This window comes from Pseudochelatococcus contaminans (assembly GCF_014195635.1).
In the GTDB taxonomy this organism is placed as follows: domain Bacteria; phylum Pseudomonadota; class Alphaproteobacteria; order Rhizobiales; family Beijerinckiaceae; genus Pseudochelatococcus; species Pseudochelatococcus contaminans.
Map to the genome: position 1 here is coordinate 1 of NZ_JACICC010000003.1, position 16,979 is coordinate 16,979.

The 16,979-nt window shown below is 61.5% G+C and carries 5 protein-coding genes; all 5 read left to right on the forward strand.

The features are described 5' to 3' along the window. Positions 1-456 precede the first annotated feature (456 nt). The 5 genes from FHS81_RS06605 (at position 457) to FHS81_RS06625 (ending at position 16,943) form a co-directional block, all read left to right on the forward strand. Positions 457-10,866 (forward strand): cadherin-like domain-containing protein, encoded by a 10,410-nt coding sequence (locus FHS81_RS06605; protein WP_210281582.1) that lies wholly within the window; start codon positions 457-459, stop codon positions 10,864-10,866. Positions 10,867-11,045: 179 nt separating this feature from the next. Beyond that, positions 11,046-12,581 carry a TolC family protein gene (locus FHS81_RS06610; RefSeq protein WP_183751313.1) on the forward strand — a complete coding sequence of 512 codons (1,536 nt, stop codon included), beginning with the start codon at positions 11,046-11,048 and terminating at the stop codon, positions 12,579-12,581. After that, positions 12,578-13,408 carry an efflux RND transporter periplasmic adaptor subunit gene (locus tag FHS81_RS06615; protein WP_183751314.1) on the forward strand — a complete coding sequence of 277 codons (831 nt, stop codon included), beginning with the start codon at positions 12,578-12,580 and terminating at the stop codon, positions 13,406-13,408. Before FHS81_RS06610 ends, FHS81_RS06615 begins: the two co-directional genes overlap by 4 nt. Then, complete coding sequence (locus tag FHS81_RS06620; protein ID WP_183751315.1) at positions 13,405-14,769, forward strand: efflux RND transporter periplasmic adaptor subunit; 1,365 nt, start codon at positions 13,405-13,407, stop codon at positions 14,767-14,769. Before FHS81_RS06615 ends, FHS81_RS06620 begins: the two co-directional genes overlap by 4 nt. Beyond that, complete coding sequence (locus FHS81_RS06625; RefSeq protein WP_183751316.1) at positions 14,754-16,943, forward strand: HlyD family efflux transporter periplasmic adaptor subunit; 2,190 nt, start codon at positions 14,754-14,756, stop codon at positions 16,941-16,943. Before FHS81_RS06620 ends, FHS81_RS06625 begins: the two co-directional genes overlap by 16 nt. The last annotated feature ends 36 nt before the right edge of the window (positions 16,944-16,979 follow it).

The window sequence follows — 16,979 nt, forward strand, 5'->3', positions numbered from 1 at the left end:
GCCGGTCATCGACGCGCGGAACCCCATGCGGCAGCGGGAAAAACGGCGATATCCGCGCCATCTGGCACTCACTCAACAAAAACAAATCACCCATCACAACCTCCTCAATGGAGACTGTGAATCACATCTAAAGCCAAATTAATAGGTCCTGAACCTAATTAACTGGATGTTTCGGTGAATATCGTATATGTCTCGCAAATCAGTATTTCTGATCTTGTTTTTGTGATGATTTATGCTTCAACGTAAAACTTGGAGGTCGATTGTTCGCTATGTCGAAGGGTAAAAAAGTGGCAGGCGCCAACAAGGTTCATGCGGGTCTTTCGTCGCCAAGTCTTGCCCTTGCTCTTGAGCCGCGTTTCATGTTCGACGCTGCCGGTGTTGCCACCGCTGCCGCAACGGGCGCCGTCTCCGAAGCGACCTCTCACGCAGAAGCCGATAAATCGACTGCGGCAGCCGATGGTGCCGTTGCGTCCGCGCTGTCTGAGTGTGCCGGTCGACACCGGGCCGTTCGGCAGTAAAGCCGAGGCCCAGCTCATCCAGGCAGACGATGATGCTGCCGGCTCCGTCAGCAAGGCCGTGTTCGTCGATGCGCGCTTTCCCGATATCGAGGCTCTGAGGGAGGGGCCTGGTGTCGATGTCGTGGTGCTCGACCCTTCGCAGGACGGTATCGCGGAAGTCAGCAAGGCTTTGGCCGCCCATGAAGGAACTCTGACATCCATCTCGTTCGTCGGGCAGGATGGCAGCAACTCGTTCGGCGTCGGCGGCACGACTGTAGATGCTGCGACCCTCTCGTCCCGCGCCGGAGAAGTGGCTCAATGGGCCTCCGCTCTTGCGCCCGATAGCGAAATCCTCATTTCCGGCTCCGGTGAGGGGCAGGCCGAAGGTGTAGCGCTTGCCAGCAGCCTGTCATCCTTGACCGGCGCGACCGTGCCCTCATCTTTCGCCGGCACTGAGGATTTGCCGGAAAGCTCCACGGACGACACCGCGACAGCCCTGTTCGGTTCTGTCCCGTTGGCATCGGCGGCTCTTGGCGAAACGGGCGATACCGTGCTGCCGCCAGACAATCCGGCCATCACCGGCGATGAGGCCTCTATTCGTGTCAGCGAGCCCAGCACGCTCAATGAGCCGGGCGCGGAAAAGGCGACCTTGTCCGGGTGGCAGTTTGAAAGTGCCCGGCCTGACGATCAGTTTCTGGTTTCGGCGAGCGTTGCCGATCCGGCTGTCGGCTCGCTGAGCGACTTCGGTGGCCAGAGCACGACCGCCGCCAATGCGTCCATCGGCTTCACCGGCTCGCTGACCCAGGTCAACGACTGGCTGGATGGCGTTGTCTTCCAGGCGGCGGACGTCGAGCGCGGTCTGGCCTCTGGCCAGACAAAGGTGGTGCTGTCGATCACCAATATCACCGATGCCCAACCCGTCGCTGTCGATCACGAGATCGAAGTCGAAGTAGCATCCTCGAACGATCCGGTGACGATCGCCGACGCGACCCGGATTGTGGCGGAAGGGGCCAACAATACCGTTATAACCAAGGACACGCTTGCCGCCGTCGATCCGGAGACGGAATTCGGAGCAGGAAATCCGACACAGATCATCTACACGCTGTCGAAGGCGCCGAATCAGGGCTATCTGCAACTCAACGGCACGCGGATCGGCGCGGACTCCGTCTTCTCTCACCAGCAGGTGCTCGATGGCCAACTGGTCTACGTGCACACGGCGACCGGCGCGGAGCAGAACAAGAGCGACGCCTTTCAGGTGCGGGTGAATGACGGCGCTACGCCGCTCGACAAGTCCGATACGGCGACGATCACGCTCGATATCGCCCCGGTCAATCAGGCGCCTGTCATAACCAACAGCAGTGGCACGGTCTATGAAGGCCAGCCGCAGAATGCGAAGAATGGTGCCGGGGCCGCTGCTTCCGCTGCTTCCGCGGTCGGCAATTTCATCAGCGCAACAGGCGGCGGCGATCCCGGCGACACGACACTGAACGTTACGCTGACGTCGCTGCCCTCCAATGGCACGCTTTATTTCAATGGCGTTGAGGTCACTCAGGCGGATATCGATAGCGGTTTCAGCTTCGCCTATGCGGATCGCGGCTCGTTGACCTATGGTCATGACGGCAGCGGTGACCCCAACCCGCCCAAGGACGCGTTTGGCTTCACCGTTACGGATGGTGGCGGCGGCGCGGGCGAAGGCGCGGCCTTGAGTGTGTCGGGCTCGGTGGACATTACGACGCTTGCCGTCAACGACGATCCTGTGCTCGATCCGGCTTCCTCGCTTGACGCGACGGTCAATGCCGGCAACAAGGTCCAGCTCACTCTGGACATGTTGAATGTTCTGGACGTGGATTCCGCCGACAAGAATATCGTCTTCCGCGTGCTGGACAGCACGACGGGCACGGATCTCGACAAGGGGCGTCTGGTCTTCGAGAACTTCGAGAACAGCGGTGAGAACGTTGCCATTGCCGCGACCGGCGGCGTCTTTACGCTGGACGACGTCAAGAGCGGTCGCGTTTATTACTATCAGACGGGATCGGCTGGCGAGAACGAGACGGACAATTTCAGCTTCCAGATCCTCGACAATGCCCAGTCGCTCCATTGGGATGCTCAGGGAAACCCGTTCACGCGGGCCGGCGGCGTCTATGATAATCCGGTTGCCGTTCCGGGCGACCAGCTCAAGACATTCAGTTTCACGGTCAATCTGAACGAAAAGACCGAGGCGGATGACGGAACCGGCCGTTTCAAGGTTCTCAACTATGACGAACCGGAGAAGGGTTCCGCCGATGCCGGCACCGAACCCGTCGAGAACGGGCTGACCCACGGGAGTCTGGACGAAGGCGGTGTCGTAAAGCTCCTCAACGGCCGCGACGGCAACCCGGGTCTGTCCTATGAAGTGCCTTATCAGGTAGAGGGCCTGCTTCCCGGCACGCTGTCGGCCGAGCAGATCGTATACACGATTGCCAGTTTCGAAGGCGGCGCCAACGGAAAGTGGAACGGGGAGCTGCAAAAGAACATAGGCAGCGATGCAAACCCGCAATGGGTGAGCCTCGGCGTCTACAGCACGTTCACCCAAGCCGATCTCAATGCGGGACGTGTTCAATTCAAGCATGACGGCGGCGAAAACTTCGAGTCGAGTGTCAAGCTCAACGTGTCAGCCGGTTTGCTGATCGATGACGGCAATGGCAATCTCGTCAACGATCAATGGAATCCGGAACTCAAGTTCTACGTCACGCCGGTCAACGACGCTCCTGTGGTCAAGGGCTCCGACAGTGGCGTGATGTATGAGGGCGGCTCCTTCGATATCACGAAGGACTATCTGGCGATCAGCGACCCGGACGACGCCGTGAGCGAGTCGTATCTGGAGCAGGGCGCGACGTTGCCTTTCGCCGCGGGCGATAACTATGCCTTCAACAATAACGACAAGCTGACGTTCACAATCGCCGATAAACCTCAGAACGGGCACATCGAGTATCTCGACGAGGCCACCGGCGAGTGGAAAAAGGTTGAGGCCGATACAGAGCTTCAGGCGAACTGGATATTCGGTGACAGCAACGAATCACGTTTGAAATATATCCACAACGGCAGCGAGACGACGCAGGACAGCTTCACGATTCTGGCCAAGGATCGATGGGGTGAATCGTCCAACAAGGCGACGGTTTCGCTCTCCATCATTCCGATACCGGATGCTTCGTGGGTTCCGAAGGATCCGACCGGCGCCGAGCCAGCGCCGGATCATCAAGGCCCATTCCAGCCCGGCGGCACCGCAGGGCCGGGCGTGAATGCGCCGCTGAGTGTCGCCGAAGGTTCTTTTGCACGGATAGACAACACGGTGTTGCAGGCCGTCGACCCCGACAGTTCGCCTACACAGGTGCAATATCGTATTACGTCGACACCGAAAAACGGGCTCATCGCCTACTCGACGGACGGCATCACCTTCTCCAGCATCGGGGTCGGCTCGTCGTTCACGCAGGCGGACATCGACGCGGGTTACATCTATTATCGGCACAGTGGCGTTGAGTCTTCAGGCGCCAGCCTCGCCGCAGGCACGAAGGATGACAGCTTCACCTTTACCCTGTCCGATGGCGCATCCGCGAAAGCTGGCAACGAGTTCTGGATCTACACGCAACCTGCGAACGACGCGCCCAAAGTCACGGGGCCAACGGGACCGATCCAGTCCACGGACAGCACGCATGCGGTGCCGGGCTTCAGCGTTTCCGATCCCGATCTGTCCGGTGGTGCAACATCCGGTGAGACGGACTTCGTGCAGGTCGTGGTCCGCCTGCTCGATGCAAGTGGCAACCCACTGAAGCACGCCGATTATACTGACACGACCATTTCCTATGACACGACGAGCGGCGCGCAGGTCGTCGGCAAGAATGGCGTCAATGACTATCTGACGCTGCAGGGCACGCAGGCCGAGGTTAATGCCGCGCTCGCCGGTTTGGCGGTCAAGTTCGATACTGATCGCAATGCCATCTATAGATTGCAGGTCGTCGCTGACGACCGCCTGCGCGATTCGGCAGGCGCACTCGTGGACGGCGACGCCACGACCGATGGCTTGCAGCCCGGCGCCAACGGCGGCCTCAATAATCAGAGCACGGCGGCATACACTCCAGGAACGCCGGTGCCCGGCGCCGAGGTTGATTACTACACCGCGACGGGTATCCCGACCGAGCTTGCCGGCAACCTCGCTGCCGCATCGGTCAGGCTCTATGCCTCCACAACGAACGATCCAGCCACGCTCGATGCCGGCACCAAAAACATCAGTGTGGATGAAGATCAGCCCACCAACATCGGCTCGCTGATCAACTTCAATATCGCCGACCCCGAGTCCGATACGTTCGGCACGCCGGTTTCCGTAACGCTTTCCGTTGCGAGCGGAAGACTGGCTGTCGGCACAGGGCAGGCCGCCGGTATTACCGGCGTCACCGGCAACAACACCGGCACCGTGCGCATTGAGGGCACGGCTTCGGCTATCAAGAATTTTCTGAACGGTACGCTGACTTATACAAGCGCTGCGAACGTCAATCACGATCTGAATGGCGCCGAGGCGGACGGCGACGTCACGCTCTCGGTCTCTTTCGACGACAGCGGATCGCAGATCGGTTCCGGCGGAGCCAGCGCCAATCCGGCCAATCTCGACATCGCGCTGACAATCGTCGCGGTCAACGATGCCCCCACGGTGACGAGTGGCAGTGGTCTCATCGTCATGCCGCCGGACAACTCCGCTATTAAAATTCCCGGCTTTGCCGTTGGCGACATCGATATCGTTGGCGACAATGGCGGCATTGCCGCGGGCGAGACGGATTTCGTACAGGTCACGGTCCGCATCAGCGACGGGCAGGGCAAGCCGCTGGCGCAGGACAGTTACACCGACGGTGCGCAGGCGCTCATCAAGATTGACTCCCAGAACGCTGCCGGCGGAGCGCTCGTCATCGACAGCGTCTACAACGGCGACGGCTCGGCGCTCGTGCTGCGCGGCACGCTGGCGGAGGTCAACGCTTATCTTGCCGGCCTGACCGTGCAGATCACCACCCCGGATCTGGTCAACAAGGATGCCACCTTCCGCGTGGAGGTGATTGCCGATGATCGCGTGCGTGATACCGCTACCGGCGCCCTGGCAGGCAATGTCGCCAATGGCGGCGCCAACGCCAGCCCGAATGGCGGCACGTCCGGAACGCCTTCGGCCGAACTCAAAATTTACGAGGATGCGGCTGCGTCGCAGATTGCCGGTCTCGACCTGGGCGGCAATGTCGCCGTCGCCTCCCGTGACATCTTCCTTTCGCAAGTGAACGACCCTGCGAAAATCGACGTTCCAGAGCAGAAGAGTGATGAGAGGATCAGCACCTATCAGCTTAACGGGATTGTTATCGCGGATACCGATGCGCTCAATGCTAATCTCACTGTCAAGGTGACGCTCGATCCTGGCTTTACGTTTGCCACATCCAACAACGTCGTTGCGGGTTCTATAGAGGCGACCTTTACCGGCAACCTGACCGCGATCAATACGTGGGTCAACCTGCTCAAGATCAACCTGCCGAACACCAGTGGAGCCCCCTCGGATTGGAACGGCAGCTTCGGCGTCACCATCGTCGTCGATGACCACGGCAACACTGGAAATCGACCCGGAAGCCTGACGGGTGACAGCAACAATCCGACGATCAATCCCGGAGACTTCGACTACAAGGACCCGGGGACCGGGAATGCGCTGGTCACGACCCGCAGCTTCACCGTCACCATTGTTCCAGTCAATGACGCGCCGGTTGTCAACAGCACCACTGAGGCTACCCTCGATACGATCAACGAGGATACCGTCGCCGGCAACCTGACAGGCAAGACGGTCGATGTGCTTTTCAGCGGTTATTTTTCAGACCCCAAGGACAATGTTGCCGGCGGCACGCAATCGGATAACTTTGCCGGCATTGTCGTTGTTGGAAACACTGTTAACAGTGCTCAGGGTGCCTGGCAGTACTCCGTCGACGGTGGAGCATCGTGGAAGGATATCGGCGGGCATAGCGGCCAGAAAGGTCTTTACCTCGACAAGAATGCCGTGATCCGTTTCGTACCGGCAGCCGATTTCCATGGCACACCGAACAAACTGACTGTCCGTCTGGCTGAAGATAACATCAATGGCGATCATGCTGGCGGCCCGGTCCTGCCGCAAACAGGTTCAGCCATAACCTTGACAAGCACTGGCGGCACGACGCGCTACAGCTCCGGCACGGTGACGCTCGGCATCACTGTCGCCAATATCAACGACCAGCCCTCGTTGGCCGATTCTGTTCTGGCGTCTGTTGCGGAAGATACGAAAAATGCCGCCGGCAAGACCGTCGGTGAATTGTTCGGCGGCTCGTTCAGCGACACGACCGACGACAAGAGTGCGATTCCCGGTGGCGGCAACGCCAGCGCCCCGTTTGGCGGCATCGCGATCATCGGCAACGCCGCGACGGCGGCGGAAGGAGCATGGCAATATCACGATGGCGCAAGCTGGGTCGATATTCCGGCCAGCGGTCTTGGCGACGGTAACGCGCTGCTCCTGACGGTCGATACTAAAATCCGTTTCAATCCGGCTGAAAATTATAACGGCAAGCCGGGTGGTTTGGTCGTCCGCGCCCATGACCTGTCTGTCGCCGCCATCCAGGCAGGCGCTGACATCACCGCCGAAGTGAACGATGGTGCCGGCAGCACCAGCCATTGGTCTGTCGTGAGAAATCTGGGCACGACAGTAACCGCCGTTAACGATGCGCCTGTGCTGTCGGGCACGACGCAGGCAGGCGTGACGGCGAATGTCACCGAGAACCCGGGCGTGGGAACGGGCACGACATCGGTCAATCTCGTCAGCGGGTCGCTGCTCTCGGATGTCGATACGACGACAACGCCCGGCCTTGACAGCACGATCTTCGGCGCTGGCCGGATCGTCGTTTCGCTCGACGGGTATGTCGCCGGAGACCGTCTGGAAACCGCGACGCTGCCGGTGGGTGTGACGGTCAATGCAACGCAGAATGGCAATGGCCGCAATCTCGTTATTGACCTCGATGCCGATACCACGTTCTCGGAAGTGCAGGCGATCCTCGACGGTATCTCCTTCCGGAATACGTCCGACAATCCGACGGATTTCGGCGCTCGCGAAACGCGCACCTACACCATTGTCGTGTACGACGGCATCAACAAGGATCCGCAGGGCAATACGGCGGGCACGGGCGGCTCGCTGCCCTCGACCGCATTGACGGGCACGATCCGTATCGCCGCCGTCAACGATCCGCCGGTGGCGCAGGACAACGAGAACAGTGTCAATGAAGCCGGCAGCGGCGCGGGGCCTGCCCCCACCGCAAGCGGCAACGTCATCACCGATCCCGGTCCTGCGCCAGGAAACGCGAAAGACAGCGATCCCGATACACCGATCGCTCAACTGAAGGTTGTGAGCATCGGGAGCGCCACAGCCGGTGAGATGCCGGTCGATGCAGCTGCTGCGACGGTGATCAACGGCCAATACGGTACGCTCACCATCCATGCCGATGGCCGCTATGTCTACAGTGTCAACAACGACTCTCCGGTGGTGAACGCGCTCAAGAATGGCGAACACCTCTCCGACGCCTTCACCTATGCGATTTCAGATGGTGGACTTGAAAGCAATACGGCGAGCCTGACGATCACGATCAACGGCGTTACGGACGGTTCGCCTTCCATTACGCCGGATGACGTCAACGGGACTGTCGCCGGCCACGCGACCGTCGAGGAGCGCGGTTTGCCGGAGGGAAGCGACCCGTCGTCTGGCACGGCCAAAACGACGGGCGACATCGCCATCGGCGCGCCGGACGGTTTGTCGCGTATCCGGGTGGGCGGCGTCGATCTGACGGTCGACCAGCTCAAAGCGCTGTCGACGACGCCGGTCACCATCGACACGGGCGCGGGCATCCTGACGCTGACAGGCTTCTCTGTCTCGGCCGGTCATGCCAATGCGCCGACTTCGGGCACGCTGGATTATACCTATGCGCTGAAGGCCCGGCAGGATCACTCCGGCGACTACAGCCTGGACACCGTTGCGCTCTCCGTGACCGATCGCGGCAACCATACGACTGACGGAACGCTGACGATCCACATTGTCGACGACGTTCCGGTTGCCCGCGACGATACGGCGACGATTACGGAAAACGCGGCGAGCGTGTCGGGGAACGTCGTGTCGGGGAACGATACCGGAGGCGCCGATGGCGCGTCCGTCACGGACATCTCGTTCGACCTGAACGGCGTGACGGGCACCCATGCGCCCGGCCAGACCGTGACGACACTTTACGGCACGATCGTCGTCAACGCGGATGGCAGTTACACCTATACGCTCGACAACGCCAACCCGGCGGTGAACGGGCTGACGGACGGTGAGAGCCTGACCGAACAGGTGACCTACACGCTGACGGATGCTGACGGGGATACATCGACCGCCACGCTGACGATCACCATTGCCGGCAGCAACGATGCCCCGGTTATCGCGTCCGATCTGTCCAAGGCCGGGCGCGAGGATACTGCGGTTGTCTTCGCGGATACGGATTTCCGGTTCACGGATGCGGAGAGCGATACTGCCTCCTTAATTCGCATCACGGAGCTTCCCAAGTTCGGAAAGCTGCTGTTCGACAACGTTCTCGTTACGGCCGGAGCGGAATACAGCTTTAGCGATCTGGCCCTTCGAAAGCTGACCTACGAGCCGCCAGCCAACGCCAACGGGCCTGATTTCGCAGATTTCAGCTTCCAGATAAGTGATGGCAAAGCATTTTCCGATGTCGGCAAGATACGCATCGATATCACGCCCGTAAACGATACGCCGACAGTAAGCGGACCGGCGAATGCGACGGTTATCAAGAATACGCCGCTGTTGTTCGACGGTGTGACCGGGACCAACCGTGCCCCGATCATCAGCTTCGACGACTTTGTCGATCGAACGGCCGCAGCCGGCTATACGGATTACTTCACGCTGATGCTTTCCGTTCAGGAAGGCATCCTGACCGTTTCCGACCTCGGAGGAACGGTCACAGGGGCCGGAAGCGGTAGCACGCTGACGCTGGCCGGTGAGTGGGATGATCTGAACAAGGCACTCGAAACGCTGACCTATCTCGCTAACCAGGACTATGTGGGTACGGACAGGCTCACCGTGACGGTGGACGACGGTATTAATGCCGGCACGGGTGCAGACGCCAAGCCGGGCACTGCCACTCATCACACAGACATCGTCATCAATCCCGTTCCTGTTCCCGTACCGCCAGGTCCTCCTGGCGGCGGTGGCGGTGGCGGCGGTGGGGGCGGCGGCTCACCTGGCGGCGGTTCCTCTGGCGGCGGCACGCCTGGTGGTGGTTCGCCGGGAGGCGGTTCCTCCGGAGGTGGCACGCCTGGTGGTGGTTCCTCTGGCGGCGGTTCCTCAGGTGGCGGCTCTTCCGGAGGTGGCACGCCTGACGGTGGCTCCACCGATGGCGGCTCGCCCGGTGGCGGTTCCCCCGTGGGCGAGCCCGATACGGATAATCCCTCCGCAGTTGTTCCATCGCTGCCAGTTGTCGATGTTCCGTCGGCGCAGAATAATGGTGGGCCGGCAACGTCGGGACTTGCCGAATCTCCGGTCAATACCGATCCGGGCAGGCTGTTTGTCGCGCTATCGGATGATTGGGCATCGTCGCGGGACGGTCTGGCAGGTCGGCTGGAAAGCTGGCCGATCCAACGTTACACCGCGCTTGGAGAGAGCATCGTCCAGCAGGCATTGTTCCACTCCAGCGGCGATATCAACATCGGGCAACTGACGTTCTCCGCGTCCCTGAACCGCAACCAGAGTTTGCCGGCATGGATTTCCTTCGATCCCTACACGCAGACGATCCACGCCCGGCCCACTGAGGACGTTCTGCCGGGCGTCTATACGGTTGTCATCGTCGCGCGGGATTCTTATGGCAACATGGCCGAATCGATCATTACGGTCCACGTGCTGGAAGACACCACGGAGCGGCTGGAGCGGAAGGCCATTTCCGTTGAGGAAACGCCACAGACTATTGAGCAGCCCGGGCAGTCTCCGGAGGCCGATGAGGAAAAATCGCAACCCGGGAATGAGACCGACGACACGCCCGAAGAGCAGCCTGCTCCCGAGACCGTGCCTGAGGTCGCTCCCGATGCGCCGAAGGATGAACCGCTCATACGGCCTGAAGGGCCGGCAGAGCCTGGAGTCGAACCGTCTGCTCAACTTCCCGGCGAGCCGGCAGATGGTTGGGAAGAGGCAGCTCTGCAGGGGATTCCCGCTGGCCGTCAGTCGCTGACCGAAACGCTGATCCACTCCAGTCTCACAGGGCGTACGCTTGAGACGATGAGATTGATCGAGGCGCTTTCCGATAAGGCGGCGAGGTAAAATATAACCGCCGGCCCCTTCCCGAACGGGTCATGGGGCTGGCGGTATTTGTTGCGTATTCGATCGCCTGGTTGCGTATTCCTATGACATTCAGTGGTATGAGAGACATAATGCGCTTGCGCAGTGTATTTGCTTGTTTATTCTTGGGATTGATCAGTGTTGGACTTGGGGCTTGCGCCATGAAGCCCGAGCCGTTCTCACTGGAGGACAATCTCGAAAGAGCAGCCAAGGATCGCGCGGCGCTGGAGGTTCACAGCCCGCCGCCGACGAAACCCATCACGCTTGAAGAGGCTCAGGCGCGGGCACTGGTCTACAATCTCGATCATCGCTTGCGGCTGTTCAATGCGACGTTGCAGGATCGCCAGCTCGACCTCACCAGGATGGATCTGTTGCCGAGCCTGACAGCCAACGCCGGCTATGTCAGCCGCGACAAGGATCTTGTCAGTTCGAGCGCCAGCTATCAGACGGGCCAGGTTGTCCAGTCCAACTTCGAAACCACCTCGACCGATCGCCAGAGAACTTTCGGAGATCTGACCCTGTCGTGGAACGTCATCGACTTCGGCGTCAGTTATCTTCAGGCCAAGCAGCAGGCTGATCGCGTCATCATTGCCGAAGAACAGCGCCGCCGGGTGGTGAACAACATCTTCCAGCAGGTGCATGGTGCTTATTGGGGCGCCGTCTCGGCCGAAAAGGTCGTGCCGCGCATCAAGCCCGTCATCGCCGAGGCGCGCAAGGCGCTCGCCCAATCGCGCGCGGCGGGCGACGAGCGTTTGCAGAACCCCGCCGAGGCGCTGCAATATCAGCGTGACCTGCTGGAACTCATTCAGCAACTCGAAAGCGTCGAGGATCAGCTCTCCGTGGCCAAAACGGAACTGGCCCAGCTTATGGGGCTGCGCCCGGGCACCAATTACCGTCTTGCTCCGCCGCCCCGCGAAACCGCACGCCGGTTGAAGCTCTCCATCGACCAGATGGAGCAAATCGCGCTCGTCAACCGGCCTGAGCTGCGGGAAGAGGCATACAACGCCCGCATCGTTCTCAACGAAGGACGCCGCGCCATCCTGCAACTCGTGCCGGGCGTGACCATGCTGGCGTCGATCAACTACGACAGCAACAGCTACCTGCTCTACAACGACTGGCGTGAGGCCGGACTACGCCTTGCCGCGAACATCGTGCGGCTGGCCTCGATGCCGAGCGTGATCAAGCTGGGCAAGGCGCAGAACGAGATCGCCGAATCGCGTCGTCTTGCGATGGCGATGTCCGTTATCGCGCAGGTGCAGATCGCCACGCGTCAATACGCGATAGCCTACAGCACCTATGAACGCTCCCGAGAACTGGAGATCATCAATCGCAAGATTGCCGCGCTCAAGGTGAGTGAGCAGGAGGCGGACAGCGCGTCGCAATTCGACCTGATCCGCGAAAAAGCCAATGCTCTATTCTCTGAGTTGCGCAGCAATCGCACGCTTGCTGACCTGCAGAGGGCGGATGCCAACATTCGCGCGACTCTCGGTGTCGATCCGCTTGCGCCGAACACGAATATCTCGTCCTTGCAGGAGCTTTCCGACGTGATCGCCAGCCGGCATCAGGCCTGGCGCAAGGGCGATGTAACCGTACCCACCCTGCCCGCCGTTCCTGCCGTCCCGGCGGAAACCCCGCAGGAAACCGCCGACGCCGTACAGGCTGCGGTCAGGAGTGTTGTTGTCGGAGATGCCCGATGAGTCTTTTCCGTATCCGCTGTCACAATGCCGGGCGCACAGCCCGGCCAGCGGCATTGGCTGCCAGCCTTTGCCTGAGCGCGATCTTCCTGCCGTCGCTGGGGCTGGCGGTCGATGACCCTGTATCGCCCTCGCCCCCGCCCCCGGCAGAGGCCCGCGAGGTGCGCGCCCAGTTGACGCCGCGCTATTCCACAACGTTGTCGAGCGAGCTTGCCGGCAGCATAACGTCGTTGCCCGTTCGGGAGGGGCAAAGCTTCTCCGCGGGCGATACGCTGGTGACGATGGACTGCACCAGCCATGACGCCCGCCTTGCGCAGGCGGATGCGCAACTGCGCCGTAACGAGCGCAAGGCACGGGCTTTGCGCTTGCTGGACCAGCGTGGGGCCACGAGCAAGCTGGAACACGATCTGGCTCAGATCGACGTTGCCGCGGCGCAGGCCGAACGCGATCTGGTGGCTGCGGACGTTGCGCGCTGCACCATCGCCGCTCCCTTCGCAGGCAGCATTGCTGCGCTGGCGGTCAAGAACTATCAGTATGTTCCGGCGGGCGAGCCGATCGTCACCATTCTGAGCGATCAGGAACTGGAAGCGGAAATGCTCGTGCCGTCCCGCTGGTTGCCATGGCTGGCGAAAGATGCGCGGGTTTCCCTGCACGTCGATGAACTGGGCCGGGATTTCCCGCTTGTCGTTGATCGCATCGCCGCGAACATCGACCCCGTCAGCCAGTCCGTGAAGGTGTTTGCCCGTGTCGACGGGAACTTCCCGGCCTTGCTTCCGGGCATGAGCGGGCTTGCCCGGTTCTTCTTTCCGGAGGCCAGGGGATCGAGATGAACCGGGAGCGGTCCGCGCAGGTAACACGCCTTGCGGGGTTGGTGCAGCTTGAAAAGCGCGTCCGTGCGGCTGGACTGGAAGAGCTTGGCTTTATCATCGTCAACGAAACCGTGACCATCCTGCCTTATCGGCAGTCGCTGTTTTGGCAGAAGTGGCCGCGGAGCAAGGTCATCGCGGTTTCCGGGGTGGCGACGGCGGAACCGAACGCGCCTTACATCATATGGGCGAGACAATTATGCGCCCATATCGAGCGACTGGTTTCCTCTGCTCCGCATGCAGGCGGCATTCGCCAGTTTATCGCCGCCGATCTGCCGCAACAGGTGGCGCGGCAATGGCCGGAATGGTTTCCGGCTTACCTTGTATGGATTCCGATCGGCTCGGGAGCGCTGCTGCTGGGGCGCGAAAAGCCGCTGGATGAAGCAGAGGAAAGCCTGCTCCCCTATGTGGCGGATGCTTATGATCATGCATGGCGCGCGCGCTTCTCATCGGGACGCCTCATGTCCCGCACGCGCAGGAGGAAAGAACGCGGCGACAGCGGACGCGGCATCGGCTCGCGGCTGTTGATTGTGGCTGCGCTGCTGGCAGTTGTCGCGGCGGGCTTTTACCCGGTGCGCCAGTCGGTGCTGGCATCAGCCGAAGTCATCCCGCGCCAGCCGTCACTGGCGCGCGCGCCGCTGAACGGCGTCATCAGCCAGATCATGGTGCGTCCGAACGAGCACGTATCCGAAGGGCAGCTGCTGTTCGTGCTCGATCCGCGCGACCTGCGCAACCAGCTTGAGGTCTCGACGCGGGCGCGGGAAGCGATGGAGGTGGAGCTTCGTCAGGCGCAGCAGGCATCGGTGATGGACCCGCAAGTGCGCGCTAACCTGCCAGTGTTGCGCGGCAAGCTGGAACAGCAGCAGGCCGAGGTCAACTACCTGACCGAGCAGCTCAACCGAATCGAGGTCAAGGCGGAGCGCGCCGGCCTTGCGGTGTTCGACGATCCCAATGACTGGCTGGGAAGGCCGGTCGTCATAGGCGAGCGCATCATGCTGATCGCCGATCCCGCCAACGTGGAAATCGAGGCGCAGATGCCGGCGGCGGACGCCATCGACCTGACGATCGGCAGCCCGGTGCGGCTGTTCCTCAACATCGCGCCGGAGCGCCCGCTCGACGGGGAGCTGACCTTCGTTTCCTATCAGCCCCGCAAAGGCGTCGACGGCGTACTCGGCTATCGTGTGAAAGCCGCGCTGGCTCCGGACGAGGCCGCGCCGCGTGTCGGTCTCAAGGGCACCGCCAAACTTTACGGCGACGAGGTTCCGCTGGCCTACTTCCTGTTCCGGCGTCCCATCGCGGCAGCACGGCAATGGCTGGGTCTTTGATCGAGGCGGCAGAGCAGCTTCGGCGCGCTGCGCCGCCCCCGCCTCCACCGCCTTTGCCCCCGTTGCGGGATGAACTGAGTATCGAACCCGGCCCGATCCTGCGTGGCGGTGCGCCGAGCTGGACATTATACGATCCTGCCACCCATCGGTACTACCGCCTCGGCTGGCAGGAGTTCGAGATTCTGGCGCGCTGGCATCTGCGCCGCCCGGCGGATATCGTCGCGCGCGTCAACGCGGAGACCACGCTCGACATCACGGTCGAGACCGTGGATCAGGTGCTGAAATTTCTCACCGGCGCCGAATTGCTGCGCGGCGCGGCGCCCGATGCGACGCAACGCATGCTGGAACGCCGTGCGTCGAGGCGGCACGGCCTCTTCAAAACATTGCTGCACAACTATCTCTTCATCCGCATCCCGCTCATCCGCCCGGATGCCGCGCTTGGCGCGATGGTGCCGCTGCTGTCGTTCGTCTATACGCGCACGTTCTTCATCGTCACAGTGCTGGCGGGGCTTCTCGGGCTTTATCTGGTCCTGCGCCAGTGGGATGTGTTTGCTGCCTCGCTGCCCTGGTTTTTCTCCTTCGAGGGCGTGGCTCTGGCCTCGCTTGGGCTGCTGCTGTCCAAGATGCTCCATGAGCTTGGTCATGGCCTTACCGCAAAGCGTTTCGGCTGCAACGTGCCGAGCATGGGGGTGGCGCTGCTGGTCATGTTCCCGGTGCTTTACACGGATACGAGCGGCGCATGGGGATTGACGGACAGGCGCAAGCGTCTGGCCATCGGCGTGGCGGGCATGGCGGCGGAGTGTTGCCTCGCCGCCTATGCGCTGCTGATATGGAATTTTTTGCCGGACGGACCGCTGCGCAGCGTCGTCTTCATCTGGGCCACGACCACGTGGATTCTGACTCTGCTGGTGAACCTGTCGCCCTTCATGCGGTTCGACGGCTATTACCTGCTGGCTGATTTTCTCGATGTGCCGAACATGCAGGAGCGGGCCTTTGCCCTGACCCGACACAAGCTGCGCGAAATCCTGTTCGACCTTGGCGAGCCGCCGCCCGAAACATGGTCGAAACACATGCGGCGCATTCTGATTGCTTATGCTGTCGGCACGTGGATTTACCGCTTCATCCTGTTTCTGGGCATCGCGCTGCTTGTCTATTACATGTTTTTCAAGCTGCTCGGCATTTTACTGTTCGTCGTTGAAATATGGTGGTTCATACTCAATCCGATCATGCGTGAGATCGGTGTCTGGCTGAAACAGCGCCGGGGAAGAAAAATGAATGCCCGCACGTTGCTGACCCTGACGTTTGCCGTCGTTGTCCTTGCCCTGTTTTTCGTGCCGTGGCGAACATCCATCCATGCGCCCGCCGTTCTGGCGGCGCAGTCGCACGTGCGGCTTTATACGGAAGTGCCCGGCCGCGTCGCCCGCGTTCTCGCGGCGGTCGGGGATGAGGTGCTGGCGGGGCAGCCGCTGGTGCAGCTTGACTCGCCTGATGTCGCCTACAGGCTGGAAAAGGCCGAGCGCGCTGTGGCGAGCCTCGGGCTGCAATGGCAGGTCGCGGCGCAGAAAGCGACAGACGGCGACAGTGCATTCAGCTCGAAAGCGCAGCTTCTCATCGGCGACCTTCAGAAGGCGCGGGCAGAACTCACCGCCGCGCAGACGGACGCCGAACGCCTGCTCATCCGCTCGTCGATCAGCGGACGGGTGATGGAAATGGCCGACCCGCTCGGCATCGGCGAATGGGTGAAAGTCAACGACCCGATCGCGCTCGTCGCCGACACCGGGGATGCCGCTGTCGAGGCTTATATTTATGAAGCCGATCTCGACCGGGTTCTGCCGGATGCCGAGGCCTTTTTCATTGCCGGCAACCCGGCGGCATCGCGAATGCCCGCTTCGATCGTCGCTATCGACGATACCGCCACGCGGGCGTTGATGGAGCCGGAGCTGGCTTCAGTCTACGGAGGCCCCATCGCCATCCGCGCTGACCAGGGGCAGGAGCAGACCGAAACGCTGGTGCCGGAGTTGCCGGTGTATCGCGTTCTGCTCAAGCTCTCGATCCCGGTAATACCGGAGCGCACACAGGCCGGAACCGCGATCATCGAGGGCCGTCCGGCCTCTGTTGCGGCACAGGTCTGGCGGCGGGTGCTCAGTGTGCTGATTCGCGAGAGCGGATTTTAGAGCGCCGGATGTTCCTGAACCGTGATGACCCGGCGC